Raw genomic sequence first — 20,260 nt, 5'->3', positions numbered from 1 at the left:
CGCTCCCCCCCCCCCCCCCCCCCCCCCCCCCCCCCCCAGCCCGTCCGGCGTTTGAGGACAAAGCGGGGGTCCGGGGGCGGCAGCCCCCAGGGATGGGACGGGTAGGGGCGGCGGGGGCGAGGAAAAGCCCTGCCTACCCGCTACACCCGCACGCTCAGACGCTCCGCCGAACCCACGGCCACGTCCCCACCCCGATCCCCAACGCGATCACATGCCCCCAGTTGGTCATCGGGTCGCCGTACGCCACGAGATCCTGGATCAGCATCCCGCCGAACACCACCAGCAACGGCCACCCCACCCACCCCCGCAACACCCCCGCCAACGCCCCCACACTCGCCGCCACCCCAAAGCTGATCCCGTAGTCGAGCCGGTGCAACGACGTCTCCGGCAACCACCCCACCAGCACCCCGACCCCCACCGGCACCTCCGTCGCGAGAGTGGCCAGCACATGCCCGAGCGCGAACACCGACGCCGTACGCAGGCCCCCGATCCGGCGTTCCAGCGCCGTGAGGACGAGCAGGAACACCACGGCGTACGGCGAGGTCACCCCGCCCGCGACCCACAGCGCGCTGGTGACCAGCACGAACACGGGGGTCCATAGGAGGTGGGCTACGTCCGTGCTGGAGCCCTGGTGGAGGGCGTGCACGAGGGCCGGGTCCGCGTGTTCGGCGACGAGCGTCGTGACGAGGAGGACGGCGGCGAAGGTGAAGGTGAAGGGCGTTCCGGTGGGGGTGGGCAGGAGCCGCCAAGGGCGCGGGAGCCGGCCGCGGCGAGCGGCCACGGGCGGTACGGGCACGGCTCGCGCCGGTCCCCGCTGTCTCGGCATGCCGTCCAGCAGTCGTACGCCGTCCGCGACGGGCAGCTCGGAGGGCGCCGGGGCGTCCGGCGTCGCGTCACCTTTCGTACCGGCCCGTTCCACGGTGAGGCGCTCCTTCCGTTTCGCCCCAGCCTTCGCCCCCCACCCGCCCCTGTCTGTGACCCGCGCCACGCTCCGGCCGATTCACAGCAAGCCGACAGCCCTCACCTGTCCTCACCGGCCGTCACCAGTCGTCACCGAAAATGGCTGAACCCGCGGTCGACGCACTGCGAAGATGCCCCCATGAGCCGTTCGACCACGCCCTACGCCGCCCCCGAAGTCCTGGACCGCCGCGACGGCCCGTACGGCGAGGTCGTGCTGCGGCGGCACGGTGAGTTACTCCAGATCATCGCCAACGGGTGCTTCCTGATGGACACCTCGGACGGCCGCTCGGAACGCCTCCTCATGGACGCCGCCCTCGACGCCCTCGCCCCCGGGACCCCCTCACCCCACGCCCTCATCGGCGGCCTCGGCGTCGGCTTCTCCCTCGCGCACGCCGCCGCCGACCCCCGCTGGGGACGTATCACCGTCGTCGAACGGGAACCCGCGATCGTCGAATGGCACCGGCAGGGGCCGCTGGCGGAAATCTCGGGAGCCGCGTTCTCCGATCCGCGCACCGAGATCGTCGCAGCCGATCTCCTCGCTTACGTCAATGAGACCTCCGCCACATTTGACGCGCTCTGTCTCGACATCGACAACGGCCCCGACTGGACCGTCACGGAGGACAATCTGGGCCTGTACTCGCAGGCCGGACTGGCAAGCTGTGCAAGGGTGTTGAGGCCGGGCGGAGTGCTCGCCGTGTGGTCCGCGCAGCCCTCACCGGAATTCGAGGGAACTTTACGGAATGCCGGATTCCGGGGGGTGCGTACCGAAGAGATCCCGGTTGCCCGAGGAGTACCGGACGTGGTCCATCTCGGCATCAGACCTGGATAGCCCTCATGCGGTGGCTGCCCGTACTCTGCTTCCCTGACGCCGATCACTCATCCGATCAGTCGTGCGTCAATCGCAGTCATGCGCGGACAGGCGCAGCCAAGGAATCACCCCACTGGTTCCGGAAAGCACACTTCAGGGGCGGGCGATGGAGCAGACACAGACCTCCCAGAACAGCGCGACGGCGACCCAGGGCGCCCAGCGCCGGGTCCTCGTCGTCGAGGACGACCCCACGATCGTCGACGCCATCGCGGCCCGGCTGCGCGCCGAGGGATTTCTCGTGCAGACCGCGGGCGACGGCCCGGCCGCCGTCGACACCGCCGAGGCCTGGCAGCCCGATCTGCTGATCCTCGACATCATGCTGCCTGGCTTCGACGGGCTTGAGGTCTGCCGGCGCGTGCAGGCCCAGCGGGCCGTGCCCGTACTGATGCTCACCGCGCGCGACGACGAGACCGACATGCTGGTCGGGCTCGGGGTCGGCGCCGACGACTACATGACGAAGCCTTTCTCCATGCGCGAACTGGCCGCACGCGTGCACGTGCTGCTGCGCCGGGTCGAGCGGGCCGCCATCGCCGCGTCGACGCCGCGTTCCGGCATCCTGCGCCTCGGCGAGCTGGAGATCGACCACGCGCAGCGGCGGGTGCGGGTGCGCTCCGAGGACGTGCATCTCACGCCCACCGAGTTCGACCTGCTCGTCTGTCTCGCCAACACCCCGCGCGCCGTGCTCTCGCGCGAGCAGCTGCTCGCCGAGGTCTGGGACTGGGCGGACGCCTCCGGCACCCGGACCGTCGACAGCCACATCAAGGCGCTGCGCCGGAAGATCGGCGCGGAGCGCATCCGTACGGTGCACGGGGTCGGTTACGCGCTGGAGACACCGACGCCATGAACCGGGGGCGGCCGGCCGCGCGGAGGAGCCCCGGGGAACCCTGGGGCGGCGTACGCCCGTTCTCGATCAAGACCAAACTGGGCGCTCTGGTCGTCGTCTCGGTACTCATCACCACCGGTCTCTCCATGATCGCGGTGCACACCAAGACGGAGATCCGCTTCATCACGGTCTTCTCGATGATCGCCACACTGCTGATTACGCAGTTCGTGGCCCATTCGCTCACCGCGCCGCTCGACGACATGAACGCGGTGGCCCGTTCCATCTCGCACGGCGACTACACGCGCCGGGTCCGCGAGAACCGCTGGGACGAACTCGGCGACCTGGCCCAGACGATCAACGTCATGGCCGACGAGCTTGAGGCCCAGGACCACCAGCGCAAGGAGCTGGTGGCGAACGTCTCGCACGAGCTGCGCACCCCCATCGCGGGTCTGCGCGCGGTGCTGGAGAACGTCGTCGACGGCGTCTCGGCCGCCGACCCCGAGACCATGCGCACGGCCCTCAAGCAGACCGAGCGGCTCGGGCGGCTGGTGGAGACCCTGCTGGACCTCTCCCGGCTCGACAACGGCGTGGTCCCGCTGCGCACCCGCCGGTTCGAGGTGTGGCCGTATCTCTCGGGCGTCCTCAAGGAGGCCAACATGCTCGCCGCCACGCGCGCGGGCATCGCGTCGGGCTCCGGCGGGCACACCCGCAACGACGTCCATCTGCACCTCGACGTCAACCCGCCCGAACTGGTCGCGCACGCCGACCCGGAGCGCCTGCACCAGGTCGTCGCCAACCTGATCGACAACGCGGTCAAGCACAGCCCGGCGCACGGCCGGGTCACGGTGAAGGCGCGGCGCGGGGAGCGGTCCGAGTCGCTGGAGCTGGAGGTTCTGGACGAGGGTCCCGGCATCCCGCGCTCCGAGTGGCACCGGGTCTTCGAGCGGTTCAACCGCGGCGGCGTCAGCTCGCCGCACGGGCCGGGCAGCGACGGCGGTACGGGGCTGGGGCTGGCCATCGCCCGCTGGGCCGTGGATCTGCACGGCGGCCGGATCGGAGTGGCCGAATCCGAGCGGGGTTGCCGGATTTTGGTCACCCTTCCGGGAGAGTCATCTATCCCAAGTTGACGTAAAGTTCGAAGCGGAGCCGCAAGATCCACCTGACGTCCGCGCTGACGGACGCGCGTGGACACGTGTGATTGATCACAGGCCCGCGCAATTCGTGCGCCCTCTCGACAATCTCGGCGTCCCTCTTGTGTCCCTTTCGGACCGGAACCCCGCTTGTTTCCCGCCATTTCACCCCCCGAAACCCGATTCTCGATGTGACTTACGCGACGATGAACGGGCCCGGACTGACCTTTCGGCCACGGGGGCGTAGCCTTAATTCCCGCTGTCCATCACCTTGTGAAGCCACCTTGTGAAGCGGAAGAGGGCGGTTGCCGCCGTGTCGCCACAGTCCCCCAGTAACTCATCGAGCATCTCGACCGACGAGCACGCAGGTAACCCTGCGGCTGCGTTCGGACCCAACGAGTGGCTCGTCGACGAGATCTATCAGCAGTACCTCCAGGATCCGAACTCCGTAGACCGAGCCTGGTGGGACTTCTTCGCCGACTACAAGCCCGGGGCGGCTGCCGCCCCCACGGCTACGGCGGGTGCTGCGGCCACGGGGGCCGCAGGTACCACCACGACCGCTCCAGCGGCTCCGGCCGCCCCCGCGGCTCCCGTGACCGCTGCCGTCCCCGCGCCGGCCCCGGCGGCTGTACCCCAGCCCGCCGCCGCCCCGGCACCCGTCGCCCCGGTCGCGAAGCCCGCAGCGGCTCCCGCGCCGGCCGCCACCGCCGCCAAGCCGAAGGCCGCCCCGGCGCCCCAGGCCGGCGCTGTGGCCGGTAGCGGCGCCGTGGACGGTCCCGAGTACGTGACGCTGCGCGGCCCCTCGGCCGCTGTGGCGAAGAACATGAACGCCTCGATCGAGGTGCCCACGGCCACGTCCGTGCGCGCGGTCCCGGTGAAGCTGCTCTTCGACAACCGCATCGTCATCAACAACCACCTGAAGCGCGCCCGGGGCGGGAAGATCTCCTTCACCCACCTCATCGGCTACGCGATGGTGCAGGCCATCAAGCTCATGCCGTCGATGAACTACTCCTTCCAGGAGAAGGACGGCAAGCCGACCCTCGTCAAGCCGGCGCACGTCAACTTCGGCCTCGCCATCGACCTGGTGAAGCCCAACGGCGACCGCCAGCTGGTCGTCGCGGGCATCAAGAAGGCCGAGACGCTGAACTTCTTCGAGTTCTGGCAGGCCTACGAGGACATCGTCCGCCGCGCCCGCGACGGCAAGCTGACGATGGACGACTTCACCGGCGTCACGGTCTCCCTGACCAACCCCGGCGGCCTCGGCACCGTCCACTCGGTCCCGCGTCTGATGCCCGGTCAGTCGGTCATCATGGGCGTCGGCTCGATGGACTACCCGGCGGAGTTCCAGGGCACCAGCCAGGACACCCTGAACAAGCTCGGCATCTCCAAGGTCATGACGCTCACGTCGACCTACGACCACCGGGTCATCCAGGGCGCCGCGTCGGGCGAGTTCCTCCGGGTCGTCGCGAACCTCCTCCTCGGCGAGACCGGGTTCTACGACGACATCTTCGAGGCGCTGCGCATCCCCTACGAGCCGGTCCGCTGGCTCAAGGACATCGACGCCTCGCACGACGACGACGTCACGAAGGCCGCCCGCGTCTTCGAGCTGATCCACTCCTACCGGGTCCGCGGCCACGTCATGGCCGACACCGACCCGCTGGAGTACCGCCAGCGCAAGCACCCCGACCTGGACATCACCGAGCACGGGCTCACCCTGTGGGACCTGGAGCGCGAGTTCGCGGTCGGCGGCTTCTCCGGCAAGTCCCTGATGAAGCTGCGCGACATCCTCGGCGTGCTGCGCGACTCGTACTGCCGCACCACCGGCGTCGAGTTCATGCACATCCAGGACCCGAAGCAGCGCAAGTGGATCCAGGACCGCATCGAGCGCCCGCACTCCAAGCCGGAGCGCGAGGAGCAGCTGCGCATCCTGCGCCGGCTGAACGCGGCGGAGGCCTTCGAGACCTTCCTGCAGACGAAGTACGTGGGCCAGAAGCGCTTCAGCCTGGAGGGCGGCGAGTCCGTCATCCCGCTCCTCGACGCGGTCATCGACTCGGCGGCGGAGTCCCGTCTCGACGAGGTCGTCATCGGCATGGCCCACCGTGGCCGGCTGAACGTCCTGGCGAACATCGTCGGCAAGTCGTACGCCCAGATCTTCCGGGAGTTCGAGGGCAACCTCGACCCGAAGTCGATGCACGGCTCCGGCGACGTGAAGTACCACCTGGGCGCCCAGGGCGTGTTCACCGGCCTGGACGGCGAGCAGATCAACGTCTCGCTGGCCGCCAACCCGTCCCACCTGGAGACGGTCGACCCGGTCATCGAGGGCATCGCCCGCGCCAAGCAGGACATCATCAACAAGGGCGGCACGGACTTCACGGTCCTGCCCGTCGCCCTGCACGGTGACGCGGCCTTCGCGGGCCAGGGCGTGGTGGCCGAGACGCTCAACATGTCGCAGCTGCGCGGCTACCGCACCGGCGGCACGGTCCACATCGTCATCAACAACCAGGTCGGCTTCACCGCCGCCCCGGAGTCGTCGCGCTCCTCCATGTACGCCACCGACGTGGCCCGCATGATCGAGGCGCCGATCTTCCACGTGAACGGCGACGACCCGGAGGCGGTGGTGCGCGTCGCGCGCCTGGCCTTCGAGTTCCGCCAGGCGTTCAACAAGGATGTGGTCATCGACCTCATCTGCTACCGCCGCCGCGGTCACAACGAGTCCGACAACCCGGCGTTCACACAGCCCCTGATGTACGACCTGATCGACAAGAAGCGCTCGGTGCGCAAGCTGTACACCGAGTCCCTCATCGGTCGCGGCGACATCACCCTTGAGGAGGCCGAGCAGGCCCTCCAGGACTTCCAGGGCCAGCTGGAGAAGGTCTTCACGGAGGTCCGCGAGGCCATCTCGACCCCGGCCGAGGCCCTCGTCGGCGACCCCCGCGCCGAGTTCCCGGTGGCCGTGCAGACGGCGGTCTCCCAGGAGGTCGTCAAGCGCATCGCCGAGTCCCAGGTCAACATCCCCGACCATGTCACCGTCCACCCGCGGCTGTTCCCGCAGCTGCAGCGCCGGGCGTCGATGATCGAGGAAGACACCATCGACTGGGGCATGGGCGAGACGCTCGCGATCGGCTCCCTGCTCCTGGAGGGCACCCCGGTGCGCCTCTCGGGCCAGGACTCCCGGCGCGGCACCTTCGGCCAGCGGCACGCGGTCCTCATCGACCGGGTCACCGGCGAGGACTACACCCCGCTCCAGTACCTGTCCGACGAGCAGGCCCGCCTGAACGTCTACGACTCGCTGCTCTCCGAGTACGCGGTCATGGGCTTCGAGTACGGCTACTCGCTGGCCCGCCCGGACGCGCTGGTCATGTGGGAGGCGCAGTTCGGCGACTTCGTCAACGGCGCGCAGACGGTCGTGGACGAGTACATCTCCGCGGCGGAACAGAAGTGGGGCCAGACGTCCGGCGTCACCCTGCTCCTCCCGCACGGCTACGAGGGCCAGGGCCCGGACCACTCGTCCGCGCGCATCGAGCGCTTCCTCCAGCTGTGCGCCCAGAACAACATGACGGTCGCTCAGCCGACGCTCCCGTCGAACTACTTCCACCTCCTGCGGTGGCAGGTGCACAACCCGCACCACAAGCCGCTGGTGGTCTTCACCCCGAAGTCGATGCTCCGCCTCAAGGCGGCGGCCTCGAAGACGGAGGAGTTCACGACGGGCGCCTTCCGCCCGGTCATCGGCGACGAGTCGGCCGCCCCGGCCGACGTCCGCAAGGTCGTCTTCTGCGCCGGCAAGCTGTACTACGACCTTGAGGCCGAGCGGAAGAAGCGCGACATCAGGGACACGGCGATCATCCGCATCGAGCGCCTGTACCCGCTCCCGGGTGCCGAACTCCAGGCGGAGATCGCCAAGTACCCGAACGCGGAGAAGTACCTGTGGGCGCAGGAGGAGCCGGCGAACCAGGGCGCGTGGCCCTTCATCGCCCTCAACCTGATCGACCACCTGGACCTCGCGGTCGGCGCGGACATCCCGCACGGCGAACGCCTCCGGCGCATCTCGCGCCCGGCGGGCTCGTCCCCGGCGGTGGGTTCGGCCAAGCGTCACCAGGCGGAGCAGGAGCAGCTGGTGCGTGAGGTGTTCGAGGCGTAGGCCTCTGGCGGTACGACAGCACAGCGGGAGGGCCCGGCACCGGAGAGATCCGGCGCCGGGCCCTTCGTCATGCGCTGCCGGGCAGGTCGTAGCCGCCGGGCGGGTCGTAGTAGACGCCCAACTGCCTGACCCAGTCGGTGTTCCGCTCCCGCATCCCGTTCCTGATCCACAACCCCCGCACCCGGGCGAGCAGTTCCCGCACACTCCCCGAGCCACGCAGCAACTCCCGCTCCACCCAGTTGTAGAACACGGCACAGTTGTGGTGATCGGCCTGACGACTCCAGAGGACCAGCGGGTACCCGAGGGCGCGCGCCTCGTCGAGTACGCCGTCGTCCGCGTCGTGACGGCACAGCAGGGGTACGGAGTTCAGCGGGCCGTCGCGAAGAGAGGCAGGAGGCCGGAGACCGAGCAGAGGACCACCCTGCACGCCGTTCCAACGCTCGACCCGCTCCAACGCGACAGAGTCCGGGCCCAGGCCCCTGACGAACACATTGGCCTCGGTACGGAGGGCCTGAGCGGGCGCCCAGTTCAACACGTCGAGCCGCCACAGGAGTTCATCGGGGAGCCGGAACTCGACCATCGCCTTGAGCTTGCCGGTACCGGCCTCCGCGAGGGCACGGCCCAGGTGTTCGCGGAGCTGTGGAACGGGCCCGTCGAGCGCGACGGGCCGCGCCGCCTCGGCCTCGTACACGACCCGGTTGTCCTGGGTAGCCCGCAGCGCCCAGCTGTGAGCACCTTCCCGCTCCGGCCCGACCTCGACGGTGATACGACATCCCCGCAGGCCGGGCGGGTCGTCCACCGTCTCCAGTACCCGCTGCACCTCCCGCCGCTGCTCCTCCCCGGCGGCCCGCTGCACCCAGGTGCGCAGCGCGGCCGGGCCTCGGGTCCGGCGGTCGGCGAGGTCGGCGAGAATCCGGGCCACGTAGACCGGGACGGCTCCGGCGTCGCCGCGCGCGTAGAGGTGGGCGGCGCCGTCGCGCCAACTCCGGGGCGGGAGGCTCGGCGGGGAGCCCGGGAGCAGGCCCAGCACGGCGTGCGGGTCGCGGGGCGGCTCCAACTCGGCGAGCAGGCCGTAGAGTTCGGCCCTGTCTTCGGGGCTGCGGCGCGCATGGTGCAGGTCGTGCGTGCGTACGAGGCGATGCCACAGCTCGGTGCCGTTGTCGCCCTGGAGGCACAGGTCCCGAAGGGCCCCGATCCGTACCGCCCGCCCCCGGCCGCCCTCCTTCGCCGGAGGCTCGACGACGACACCGACGACGGATCCGTCCCGACGGCTCGACACGGGCCCACCGACGCTCAGTTCGGCGGAGGGGGCGCTGATGAGGGCGAGTTCCTGACGGTCCCTCTGTCCTCGGACGCGGGTGAGGGAGGAACGGACCTCGACTCCGTCGGCGTACTGGGCGGTCACCTTCTGAGGGAGCACGTCGGGGGCGTCGGTGAGCCGCAGACAGTCGTAGCGATCGGCGATCCCGGGCACCTCCAGCACGGCCAACTCCCCGACGGCACGCGCGAACCAGGCACGGTGACCGCGCCCGTCCGTGGTGTGGACGGTGATCCTGCCGCGGTCCTCCTTCGACAGACCTTCGACGGCACCCGCGGAGGTGACGACCATGCCGGGTGCGAGGAAGAAGCCGCTGGCGAGGGCCCGGCCTCCGGCGTGGACGCCGATCACGGCACTGACGGGGTGAACCGTGAGCGTCTCCTCGGGCAGCGACACGGTGTCCACCGAGTCCGGCCAGGCCGTGTCCGGGGAAATGACCAGTACGTGCCCGCCGACTGGGAAGGCGGACGCGTCCGTGGTGCCCTCCCAGTCGTCCATGACGATCAGCCAGCTGAGGGCTGTGTTCCGCAGCACCCGCCGCAGATTGAGAAGCCTCTGATCGACATTCCCCGTCGGCAACCCGAACTCGACCCCCAACCGCGCGAGCCGCTCCCGACGGTGCTCGTCGTCTCTTCCCCCGGCCCACCAGATGACGTCGTACTTGGAGCCGTAACGGTTCACGTACTCAACGGCGAGCCCGACCCTGTCGTCCCGGTGCGGCCCCACAACAGCACACACCCTGGACCGACGGTCCTGCCCCAGATTCCCGCGTACCTCCGCAATCGCGTCCTCCGGCACGGTGAACCCGGGAACCGCGCTGGGCACCCCGCTCAGAACGCGCAGCGTGGGCCCCGGAAAACGCGCCCCCGGGCCTTCCCACTCGGCCCCCTCCGAGGAGAGCCCAAGACTGCCGAGCAATCGCTGAGCCGCCACCACCACCCGGGTGTCCCACAGAGCCACAGGCTCCCCCGTCTCCCACCGGAAGGGTCCCGTCCGCTCGATCGTGAGGGGAACGAAGCGCTCCCCGTGCCGCTCGGCGATCTCCCGCAGGGGATCCGCGACGCGCAGGCCCGCGTACCAGCTCCCGACGAGAAGAAGCACGCGCCCGCCGCTCTGGGAGGGCACCCGTACCTGTTGCCGTACGAGATCCAGCAGTGCCCACGCCCCGTGCCCCCGCCGGAGCACAACCTCCCGTCCCTTGGACTCCAGCACGTGGGCCGCCCAGATCGCCCAGTCCACGTCCTCCCCGGCGTACAGGACATCCACGACCTCCCGCCGCACCGCCACAGCCGTCCCGAACCGCCGCGCCACCACCCCCGCCACCTCGGCGAACGCCCCCGGAACGACATCGGCGTCACCCTCGGGCGAGGCAACCGTCCCCCCGCTCAGCCGCGCCAGCGCGAGCGCAGGGAAATTGCGCGCCCGGCGCCCGAAGTGCCGGTCCACATACTCCCCGCAGTGCTTCAGCACCAGCATCGCGTCACCCCGTGGCAGCAGCCGCAGCAACGCCTCCCGTACGCCCGGCCGGAACTCGTACCACCCCTCCTCGACTCCCCGTTCCAGCAGCCCACTCAGCAACACCTCCGCCAGCACGCTCGGCCCGGAACGGGGATGCATCGCCCGCTGGACGAGCTGCATCACCGGCAGCGTGAGCGGTACCGCCGAGACGGACACCGCCAGCGCCACCGCCTGGCGGGACGCCGTGCGCCTGAACGCCCGTACGAGCGACTCCGGGTCCGCAGGCGGGCGTTCGGGCCGGGCCGGGGACGCCGGATGCTCCGCCCGCACCCACGCCGCCGGCGCCGACACCGACAGCCCGGTGCTGCCCGCGAGCAGCCGCGCCCAAGTGCCCAGCGCGGTACGGGTCGGCGACAACACCGGGACAGGCAGGGCCCCTTGCGGGCGTACGCCACCGTCCGCCGCCGTGAACTCCAGCCGTGCGCCCATCCCTTCGCGCCGCCGCAGCGTGCCGGGCAGCGCGGGCAGATGCGTACGCTGCCACATGCGCTGGGGCAGCGGCTGTACGACCGCCACCGGCGCCGCCCGCCCCCACTCGTGCAGCATCCGCTGCATCGCGCCGGACCGCCACAACGGGCCCGCGCAGTCGCTGAGTACGAGGGTCAGCTGACGGCCGGTCGGATCGCGCAGCTGCTCCGCCGCCCGGGCCGCCCGGTCGAAGGCCCGTCCGGGCGCGGCCACCAACCGACCGTCCTCGCCGGCCCGGACGTAGTGCGTCGCCACCTCACGGAAGGCACCGAGCCCGGCGCACAGCTGCCGTAACTCCTCAAGTGCCGTGTCCCATACGCCGGTCGACGTCGAGACGTCCATGAGGAGCCGCAGCCGGGCCTCGCGGCGGGTGGTCGCGCGCAGGACGGGCAGCAGGAGACGGGTCTCCGCCGCCTGTTCCGCCGTGGCCTGTTCGTCGAGGTCGAGAGCGGGCGTCCGGACCGGCGGACGGTAGTGCTGGAGCGGACGCAGGGCGCGCTGCAGCGCGAGGGGGTTGGGGAGCGCGGTGGCGGAGGGGACCCGGACCCGTACGAAGTCGCTGTCGGCGTCGGCCGGTTGGGCACCCGGGGTGCCGTCAGCACGCGGCCGGTCGGCGTGCAGGCGAGTCCGGTCGGCGACGGGATCGGCAGGCTCGGTGGGATCGGTGGGATCGGTGGGCCGGGCGCGGAAGCCCGGGCGGGAACCCGGAGGCGGGCCGACCGGCGACGTCCTGCCGCTCGCAGCCAAGTCCGCGCCGCCTTCCGGGACTTCGGGCTCCGCCCCCGCAGGCGCCGTCGCGCCCCCGACGAACCGTGCCAGCCACAGCGCCTCGGCGAGTTCGCGCGCGGACGGCTCGACCCCGCCGAGGGCGCGGAGGCGTTCGGCGAGTTCGGCCAACTGCCCGTCGGGGGAGGTCATCAGAGCGGTCCGCCGCCCGGGCCGCGCTCGCCGTGGTCCAGGGGCCGCATCAGGAGTTCGGCGAGCCGCTGGCGGTCTGGCTCGCGGTCGCGTACCGCCTCCTGGGTGAGGTAGATGGCGTTGAGGAGCTGGTCGGCGGCGCGCAGGGAGCCGGGGGCCGAGTCCAGGAAGGTGCGGATCAACTCGCCGTTGCGGGCCGCGACTTCGGCGCCCTCGTCGCCGAAGTGGGCGGTGACCATGGTGTCGAGCCGGGACCTGCCCCAGGCGTCGTTGCGGGGCGAGGGGAGGTCGAGGTGGAGGCAGCGGCGCAACAGCGGGGCGGGGAAGTCGCGTTCGCCGTTGCTGGTCATCACGACGATCGGGAAGGCCTTGCAGCGGACGCGTCCACCACGCACCACGGCCCGCTCGTCGTCGTCCGTGAGGACCTCGACGTCCGGCTGCCGTCCGGCGATGCGCTGCAGCTCGGCGATCCTGAACTCGCCCTCCTCCAGGGCGTTCAGCAGGTCGTTGGGGAGGTCGATGTCGCTCTTGTCCAGCTCGTCGACGAGCAGGACGCGCGGACGCCCGTACGGCAGCAGCGCGGTGCCGAGCGGGCCGAGCCGCAGATAGTCGCCGATGTCCTCGGTGGGCTCGTCCCCCTGTTCCCAGGCCTCCGACGCGTCCCGCACCTTCGCCATCTGGGTGTCCTGGAGGCGGGCGATGGCGTCGTAGGTGTAGAGGCCGTCGCGCAGGGTCGTACGGCTCACGATGGGCCACTGGAGGACCCTGCCGAGGCCCAGTTCATGGGCGATGGCGTGGGCGAGGGTGGACTTTCCGGAGCCGGGGTCGCCGGTCACCAGGAGCGGGCGGCGCAGGTACAACGCGGCGTTGATCAGCTCCAGTTGCTCCGGCCGCCAGGCGATCCCGCGTCCGCCGCGACCACCGAGCCGCCGGGTCGACTCGGTGCCGAGCGGTGGTACGACGGTGCCGCCGGGCTCGCCGTCGAAGTCCCGCCAGGGCGGCGGGGCGGGCAGCCGGTCGATGCCGTCGTGCGGTTCGCCGGCGCCCCGGTAGACGTACCAGTCCGGTTCGGGGGTGTAGGTCGCGGTCGTTGGCGCGGTCGTCAAGGGGACTCCAGCAGGTCGTCGCAGTGCGGGATCGGGCGCCGCGGGTCGTCGTAGAGGAGGGCGAGGTGTTCGGCCCAGTCGGCGTCGGGATCGGCCTCGCTGACGCGTTCGCGCAGGGCCCGCAGCCGCTCCGGCAGGGCGGTGGCCCGGCCCGCCGAGCTGAGCAACTCCGCCGTACGGTCGTGCAGTTCGGCGCAGCCGGTGTCGCAGCCGTGGGTGTGCTCGGCGTGCAGGTTCCAGAGGATCACGCCGTAGCCTGCGGTGACCGCGCGCGACAGCGGCCCGGTGCTCTCGGCGGGCGGCCTGCACAGCACGGGCACCGCGCCGGGCGGCGCCGAGTCGAGGGCCTGGCCCGCGTAGGCGTCGGAGGGGACGGGCAGCGCCTTGGGCTCGCCCTCGGCGACCGCCCGCCAGCGGTCGCGCCAGACGGTCGTGGGCTCCCCGCGCCGTTTCAGGCACCGCACCACGACCTGCCGGTGGACCCCGAAGGGCCGCTCGGCTGGGTGCGGCCGGAGACTGCGGACGACGGGCCCCGGCCGCCACAGATGGGCGTCGACCCCGAACTGCTCGACGGGCACGGCGAGTTCGAGCCGGGCCCGGCGTCCGCTGTCGAGCCGGCGGAAGGTACGGGCGAGCGGCTCGCTCAGCAGCGACGGCAGCTCGGCGAGCGAGACACCCTCCCCGTCGGAGCCCTCGTCCTCGGCCCGCACGGTCTCCGGGCCGCCGGTCCAGGTCCAGATCCGCCAGTGGAAGCGGTCGTGCGGCCGGAAGAGATCGGGTTCCAGCTCGACGGCCACGACGGGCCCGTCCGAGTCGTCCACCTCGTCGGTGTCGTCCCCGCCGTACCCGCCGCCCGCGTCGGCCGCCGCGTGATGCATGGCCGTCCGATCATCGGTCCATACGTCGGCAGCAGCGGCGCCGAACCCGCCAATGCCACCGACACCGGGGCTGTGCCATGGCGCGGGCGCTCCGGCCGCGACGCCCATGAGGAGGGCCCGGAGATGGGCGGGCAGGTCCTCGGCCCGCCGCTCGACCCACTCCTCCAGTTCGGCGACGGCCGCCGGGGCCCGGGTCCCGCACACCTGGGCGACGGCGCGCAGATAGTGCAGCGCCACGAGGTCGGCACCCTCCGGGTGGTCGTACAGCCAGCCGTGGCCGTCCCGCCAGTCGCGTGGGGCGACCTCCTCCTCCCACAGCGGTTCGTCGCCGAGGACGCGCTCGATCAGGCCCTGTAACTCGGCCGAGGAGCGCGGCTCGGGGAGTCCGGCGAGCAGCGCGGAGGCGTCGGCGCTGTCCCTCGGTCCCCAGCCGCGCTCACCGCGCGCGCCCGCCACGGTCTGCGCCCTGACCCAGGAGGCGGCTCCGGTGGCCCGCCGGTGCCAGGTGTCGTGGGCCCGGATCAGGGCCGCGTAGGGGTCGTCCCCGAGTCCGCGCTCCTCCCCCACGGGCACCGCCCGCCGGAAGCCGCGCAGCGCCGTGGCGGCGACGGCGAGCCCGCCGTCCTTCTGCGCTCGGCGTGCCTTGACGACACCGGCGACCAGACCGCGCTCCCGGTCGAGCAGCGGCCCGCCGGAGGCCCCGTGCGGGATTTCCACCAGGGGCGCGAGGGTCAGGCCGTAGCCGCCGTCCTTGCCGTTGCACTCGGTCTGGCCGCTCCAGCGCTGGGGGACGCCGCCCGCGGGGGTGCGCCAGCCGTGCGCGGTGACGGACAGGGGAGGGTCGTAGCGGTCGGTGAGCCGCACGCACGCGTGGGGGACGCTTTCCGTCAACCTGATGAGGACGAGGTCCTGTTCGGGGTCCGTACCGCCGCCGAGCCAGTAGGCGGGCCGGGCCCGTACGTCGAGACCGTCGTACCCCTGGACCCGTAAGGAGCCGATGCTCTCCGGGCCGTCCCTGAGAGGCAGGATGTGGCGGCAGGTCAGTACCCAGCCCGGAGCCACGAAGAAACCGCTGCCCCAGAGGGTGCCCGGTTCGTCGTCGGGCCCTATGCGCACGGTGGCTCGCACGACCAGGGCGTCGAGCTTGGCCGCGGTCATGTGGGGTTCGCGTCCCCCCGCCAGGTGAGGGTGATGGACAGGGTCGCCTTGGCCTCGCCGTCCGCGAGCAGGGCGACCGCCTTGCCCGACTTGACGGCCACCTCGACCCCGAAGGTCGTGCTCACCTCGTCGGGCCCCACGGCCCGCGCCGCGTCCCGCACGGCGCCGCCGACGCCCCGCACCAGCTCGCCCAGCTGGTCGACCCGGGCCGCCATGTGGTCGAGGGCGCCGACGTCGTCGTACGAGAACTCGTCGGCGGTGCCCGGCGGTTGCCCCGGCCACTCCTCCGCGTCGAGCACGCTGACCCGCGCGAGTACGGTTCCGCCCCCGGGCAGCTCGATCTCCTGGATTCTGCGTTGTTCCACGGCACCCCCGAACCTGGTGACTACAGGTGATCCCATTGTGCCTGTGCGGGCACGCGCGCGTGCGGATGATTCGTGAGGTTCCGGCAGGCAGGGCCTGTTGATGGCTGCGCATAACCTGGGGGGACACGCATCGACGGCCCCCGCAGGAGAACACCCGTGTATTTCACCGACCGAGGCATCGAAGAGCTGGAGAAGCGGCGCGGCGAGGAGGAGGTCACCTTCGAGTGGCTCGCGGAGCAGCTGCGGACCTTCGTCGACCTCAATCCCGACTTCGAGGTCCCGGTGGAACGCCTGGCGACCTGGCTGGCACGGCTGGACGACGAGGACGAGGAGTAGCCCCCCACCTCCGGCGACGCGCGATAGGTCTCGACTCGAAAGGGTGTCTTGACTTTCCGTGACCGCGATATATCGTGAATAGCAGAAGACGCGATATGGCGCGTCGTGCTGTTTCCATGCGTCCAGGGGGTCCGCACCATGTCCACGACGTCCGAGTGGTCCGTAAAAGAGCCCGGCAAACTCACCTTCGACGAGCCCGTCACGGGCCTGCACGTACGCATCGTGAACGGCACGGTGAACGTGGTGGGGACCGACGAGGGGCCCGCCCGTCTGGAGGTCTCCGAGATCCAGGGCCCACCCCTGGTGGTGACCCAGGAGGACGGCGTCCTGACGGTGGCGTACGAGGATCTGCCCTGGAAGGGCTTCCTCAAATGGCTGGACCGCAAGGGCTGGCAGCGCAACGCGGTGGTGTCCCTGGCCGTCCCGGCAGGCACGCGCGTGGAGGTGGGCGTGGTCGGCGCGGGCGCCGTCGTCTCGGGGGTGCACGGGCCGACGGTGGTCAAGGGCGTCACCGGCGACACGACACTCGTCGGCCTCTCCGGGCCGGTCCGCGCCGACACCGTCTCGGGCAGCCTGGAGGCCCAGTCGGTCACCGGCGACCTGCGCTTCAACTCCGTCTCCGGCGATCTGACCGTCGTCGCGGGCTCCGGGCCCTCCGTGCGCGCGGACTCGGTGAGCGGCTCCATGGTCGTCGACCTGGACCCGGAGGGCCCGACGGACGTGCGGCTGACGAACGTCTCGGGTGAGATCGCCATCCGGCTCCCGCATCCGGCGGACGCGGAGATCGAGGCGAACACGGCGAGCGGCACGATCTCGAACGCCTTCGACGGCCTGCGCGTCCACGGCCAGTGGGGCGCCCACCGCGTCACGGGCCGACTGGGCGCGGGCACGGGCAAGCTGCGGGCGACGACGGTCTCCGGCTCGATCGCCCTGCTCCGCCGTCCCCAGCAGGAGGACGAATCGACGGAACCGGCCGCCCCTGGAGACAATTCCGGCCCGACAGACCTCGCGAACAAGAAGGTGCTCTGACATGCCCCCCGTCTTCGCCCACGGCCGTCTGCGTCTCTACCTGCTGAGGCTGCTGGACGAGGCCCCCCGCCACGGCTACGAGGTGATCCGCCTCCTGGAGGAACGCTTCCAGGGGCTGTACGCGCCGTCGGCGGGCACCGTGTACCCCCGGCTGGCCAAGCTGGAGGCCGAGGGCCTGGTCACCCACACCACCGAGGGCGGCCGAAAGGTGTACGCCATCACGGACGCGGGCCGCGCCGAGCTGGCCGACCGCAGCGGCGAACTGGCCGATCTGGAGCTGGAGATCCGCGAGTCGGTCGCCGAACTGGCCGCCGAGATCCGGGCCGACGTCCGGGGCGCCGCGGGCGACCTGCGCCGGGAGGTGCGGGCGGCGGCGAGCGAGGCCCGCGTCGACTCCGGTGCGGAGGAGATGCGGCGCATCAAGCAGGAGTGGAAGGAGCAGGCCAGGCGGGCGAAGGACGAGAGCCGCCGGGCCCGCGAGGAGGCCCAGCGGGCCAGGCGCCAGGCCAAGGAGGCCCAGGAACACGCCCGTGCCCAGGCCCAGGAGGAGGTGCAGCGCATCGCGAAGCGCGTCCAGGAACAGGTCCAGGACCACTTCACGAGGGGCGACTGGCCGACGGGGGTCCGCGAGGGCCTGACCGAACTGGCCAAGGAGTTCGGCGAGTTCGGCAAGGACTTCCGCTTCACCCGCCCCCGCACGGCCACACCGTCCACGGCACAGACACCGGACTCGGAACCGGCGTACTCGGACACTCCCCCGGATTTCCCGGCCGGCTACGAACCGTCCTGGGCCCACGAGGAGTCCACCGGCAACCCGGCCCGCGACCTGGACCGCCTCCTGGACCGCTTCCGCGACGACATCCGCGACGCGGCCCGCGACCACGGCGTCACGGAACCCCAACTCCAGGAGATCCGCGGCCACTTGTCGGCGGCGGCGGCCCTGGTAGGGGCGGCACTGCGGACACCGAAGGAATGAACCGGGAGGAAACCCTCCCCGACCCGAGCGACCTCAGTCCAAGGGACCTCAGCCCAAGGGACCTCAGCCCGAGGGACCTCAGTCCGAGAACTCTCAACTGGCGGCCTTCGCCTCGCCCTCGCCCTCACCCTCGGCGCCGTAGAGCACACGGCTCAGGGTCTCGTACGTGACTCCCTGGTCGGCGAGGACCTCCGACGGGACGCCGGGGCGGGCGGTGAGGGCGAGGAGGAGGTGCTCGTCGCCGATGCGGCGGTCGCGATGGGCCACCGCGATGCGCAGGCACCGCTCCAGCACCTCCTTGGCGTCCCGGCTGAAGACGGTGCGCCCCGCCCACCACCCGCCGCCCTTCCGGCCGCCGGACATCGCGCCGACGCCGTGCGTCTCCTCGACCCGGGAGACGAGGTCGGAGACGTCGATGCCGAGCCCGGCGAGGGCGTCGGTCTCGGCCTGGGACAGTCCCGCGCGGCGCCGGGCGTCGGCCAGGGCGGACCTCACCGGCTCCCTGCGGTCGGCGGCGAGCCCGAGCGCGGCCAGCGCGAAGGAGGCCCGGCTCGCCTCCCGGTCGAGCAGCGCGAGCAGCAGGTGCTCGGCGCCGACGGACCGGCTGCCGACGCGCTCGGAGTGCTCGACGGCACCCCGCACCACGGCGCGCGCATCGCTCGTGAACCGTTCGAACATCACTGCCTCCCGTATTTCTTGTGCACGGCTTGCCTGCTGACACCGAGTTCCGCGGCGATCTCCTGCCACGACCAGCCCTGATTGCGCGCACCACGCACCTGCACGGCCTCCAACTGCTCGACCAGCTTCCGCAGCGCGGAGACGGCCCGCAGCCCGACCCGCGGGTCGCGGTCGCCCGCGCGCTCGGCGAGATCTGTTGCTTCGGTCATGATGTCAACGTAGGTTGACACGTAGGGCAATGTCAACCCTGATTGACAAGAGGGGATGCACGAACACGAGACGACGAGAACGGCGGGAGCGACGAGAACGGCGGAAATCAGCCGACCGTGAGAACGACCTTGCCGAACAGGTCGCCGGATTCGAGGCGTTCGAAGCCCTCGCGGGCCCGGTCGAGCGGGAGCACCTCGTCGATGACGGGGCGTACGCCAGTGGTGGCGCAGAAGGCGAGCAGGTCCTCCAGTTCGTCCTTGGAGCCCATAGTCGAGCCGACGACCTTGAGTTCGAGGAAGAAGATGCGGGTCAGTTCGGCGTGGGAGGGGCGGTCGCCGCTGGTGGCGCCGGAGATGACGAGCGTGCCGCCGGGCCGCAGCGACTTGACCGAGTGGGACCAGGTGGCGGCCCCGACGGTCTCGATCACGGCGTCCACGCGCTGCGGCAGCCGGGCCCCGGACTCGACCGCCTCGACGGCGCCCAGCTCCAGCGCGCGCTTGCGCTTGGCCTCGTCCCGGCTGGTGGCGAAGACACGCAGCCCGGCCGCCTTGCCGAGCACGATCGCGGCGGTCGCGACACCGCCGCCGGCGCCCTGCACGAGCACCGAGTCGCCGGGGCGTACGCCCGCGTTGGTGAAGAGCATGCGGTACGCGGTCAGCCAGGCGGTGGGCAGACAGGCCGCCTCGGCGAAGGACAGCTCCTTGGGCTTGGGCAGGATGTTCCAGGCCGGTACGGCGACCCTCTCGGCGAAGGTGCCCTGGTAGCGCTCGGTGAGGATGGAGCGCGGCTCTTTGGGACCGACGCCGTGCCCGGTCTGGCCGATGACGGAGTGCAGGACGACCTCGTTGCCGTCCGCGTCCACGCCGGCGGCGTCGCAGCCGAGGATCATGGGGAGCCGTTCCTCGGGGAGGCCGACTCCGCGGAGCGACCAGAGGTCGTGATGGTTGAGCGAGGCGGCCCGGACGTCGACGGTCGCCCACCCGGGACGCGCGTCGGGGGCTGGACGGTCGCCCAACTCGAGTCCGTCGAGGGGGTGGTCGGGGTCGATGCGGGCGGCGTAGGCAGCGAACATGGGCTCGACGATAGGCGCGCGGCGGAACCGGGGGAACGACACGACGCTGTGACACACGCCCTGTTGCCTCTCGCCCCCGCCGCCCTTACCCGTCCCATCCCTGGGGGCTGCGCCCCCAGACCCCCGCCTGTCGCGCTGAACGCGCTCGTCCTCAAACGCCGGACGGGCTAGGTAGTCAGCCCGTCCGGCGTTTGAGGACGAGGCCGTCCAGGCCGATTTTCCCCGCCCACCCACCCCTACTTGCCCACCCACCCCAGGCCCGGCACCCTCCAGCCCAGGCCCGCACCCCCAGCCCGTCCGGCGCTTGAGGA

General features: G+C 71.5%; 15 protein-coding genes. 7 read left to right on the top strand and 8 right to left on the bottom strand.

What is annotated here, in order from left to right:
• Positions 1–154: 154 nt before the first annotated feature.
• A complete protein-coding gene (locus CW359_RS43875; protein ID WP_105975865.1) occupies positions 155–919 on the bottom strand; it encodes a rhomboid-like protein in 765 nt (254 codons plus the stop codon).
• A gap of 180 nt (positions 920–1,099) precedes the next feature.
• Between CW359_RS43875 and CW359_RS43870 the strand changes: the two genes are divergently transcribed.
• From CW359_RS43870 to CW359_RS43855, 4 genes are all read left to right on the top strand, one after another.
• The gene (locus CW359_RS43870) at positions 1,100–1,789 is read left to right on the top strand and encodes a spermine/spermidine synthase domain-containing protein (protein WP_105975864.1); all 690 of its coding nucleotides are present in this window, start codon (positions 1,100–1,102) and stop codon (positions 1,787–1,789) included.
• Positions 1,790–1,934: 145 nt separating this feature from the next.
• A complete protein-coding gene (locus tag CW359_RS43865) occupies positions 1,935–2,672 on the top strand; it encodes a response regulator transcription factor (RefSeq protein ID WP_105975863.1) in 738 nt (245 codons plus the stop codon).
• On the top strand, positions 2,669–3,778 hold the full coding sequence (locus CW359_RS43860; RefSeq protein ID WP_105975862.1) for a HAMP domain-containing sensor histidine kinase: 1,110 nt from the start codon (positions 2,669–2,671) through the stop codon (positions 3,776–3,778). The genes CW359_RS43865 and CW359_RS43860 overlap by 4 nt, the downstream gene beginning before the upstream one ends.
• A 316-nt stretch (positions 3,779–4,094) precedes the next feature.
• Positions 4,095–7,919, top strand: coding sequence for a multifunctional oxoglutarate decarboxylase/oxoglutarate dehydrogenase thiamine pyrophosphate-binding subunit/dihydrolipoyllysine-residue succinyltransferase subunit (locus CW359_RS43855; protein ID WP_105975861.1), 3,825 nt, complete (start codon positions 4,095–4,097; stop codon positions 7,917–7,919).
• Positions 7,920–7,986: 67 nt separating this feature from the next.
• On the opposite strand, the gene CW359_RS43850 is transcribed toward CW359_RS43855, so the two are convergent.
• Genes CW359_RS43850 through CW359_RS43835 form a run of 4 tightly spaced genes read right to left on the bottom strand, consistent with a single transcriptional unit; the run spans position 7,987 to position 15,648 of the window.
• Positions 7,987–12,141, bottom strand: coding sequence for an SAV_2336 N-terminal domain-related protein (locus CW359_RS43850; protein WP_105975860.1), 4,155 nt, complete (start codon positions 12,139–12,141; stop codon positions 7,987–7,989).
• Positions 12,141–13,247, bottom strand: a complete 1,107-nt coding sequence (locus tag CW359_RS43845; protein WP_232838861.1) for an AAA family ATPase — start codon at positions 13,245–13,247, stop codon at positions 12,141–12,143. The genes CW359_RS43850 and CW359_RS43845 overlap by 1 nt, the downstream gene beginning before the upstream one ends.
• Positions 13,244–15,283 carry a VMAP-C domain-containing protein gene (locus CW359_RS43840; protein WP_105975859.1) on the bottom strand — a complete coding sequence of 680 codons (2,040 nt, stop codon included), beginning with the start codon at positions 15,281–15,283 and terminating at the stop codon, positions 13,244–13,246. The genes CW359_RS43845 and CW359_RS43840 overlap by 4 nt, the downstream gene beginning before the upstream one ends.
• The gene (locus tag CW359_RS43835) at positions 15,280–15,648 is read right to left on the bottom strand and encodes a CU044_2847 family protein (RefSeq protein WP_269805628.1); all 369 of its coding nucleotides are present in this window, start codon (positions 15,646–15,648) and stop codon (positions 15,280–15,282) included. The genes CW359_RS43840 and CW359_RS43835 overlap by 4 nt, the downstream gene beginning before the upstream one ends.
• 156 nt (positions 15,649–15,804) lie before the next feature.
• Here CW359_RS43835 and CW359_RS43830 point away from each other — a divergent pair, with 156 nt between their 5' ends.
• The 3 genes from CW359_RS43830 (at position 15,805) to CW359_RS43820 (ending at position 17,989) form a co-directional block, all read left to right on the top strand.
• Positions 15,805–15,984 carry a DUF6104 family protein gene (locus CW359_RS43830; protein ID WP_023586593.1) on the top strand — a complete coding sequence of 60 codons (180 nt, stop codon included), beginning with the start codon at positions 15,805–15,807 and terminating at the stop codon, positions 15,982–15,984.
• Between the two features lie 138 nt (positions 15,985–16,122).
• Positions 16,123–17,013: a DUF4097 family beta strand repeat-containing protein gene (locus tag CW359_RS43825; protein WP_105975857.1), complete on the top strand. Its 891-nt coding sequence runs from the start codon at positions 16,123–16,125 to the stop codon at positions 17,011–17,013.
• 1 nt (position 17,014) lies between these two features.
• A complete protein-coding gene (locus CW359_RS43820; RefSeq protein ID WP_105975856.1) occupies positions 17,015–17,989 on the top strand; it encodes a PadR family transcriptional regulator in 975 nt (324 codons plus the stop codon).
• Between the two features lie 93 nt (positions 17,990–18,082).
• Here CW359_RS43820 and CW359_RS43815 read toward each other — a convergent pair whose 3' ends face one another.
• From CW359_RS43815 to CW359_RS43805, 3 genes are all read right to left on the bottom strand, one after another.
• Positions 18,083–18,667 carry a Clp protease N-terminal domain-containing protein gene (locus CW359_RS43815; RefSeq protein ID WP_105975855.1) on the bottom strand — a complete coding sequence of 195 codons (585 nt, stop codon included), beginning with the start codon at positions 18,665–18,667 and terminating at the stop codon, positions 18,083–18,085.
• Entirely contained in the window at positions 18,667–18,876 is a 210-nt protein-coding gene (locus CW359_RS43810) for a helix-turn-helix domain-containing protein (RefSeq protein WP_105975866.1), read from the bottom strand. Before CW359_RS43810 ends, CW359_RS43815 begins: the two co-directional genes overlap by 1 nt.
• 107 nt (positions 18,877–18,983) lie before the next feature.
• On the bottom strand, positions 18,984–19,949 hold the full coding sequence (locus tag CW359_RS43805; protein ID WP_105975854.1) for a zinc-binding dehydrogenase: 966 nt from the start codon (positions 19,947–19,949) through the stop codon (positions 18,984–18,986).
• Positions 19,950–20,260 lie beyond the last annotated feature (311 nt).

Origin of the sequence: Streptomyces geranii, assembly GCF_002954775.1 — a bacterium.
GTDB classification, from domain to species: Bacteria; Actinomycetota; Actinomycetes; order Streptomycetales; family Streptomycetaceae; genus Streptomyces; species Streptomyces geranii.
Note: the sequence above shows the minus strand (reverse complement) of the source record. Positions and strands in the feature narration are given on the sequence as shown.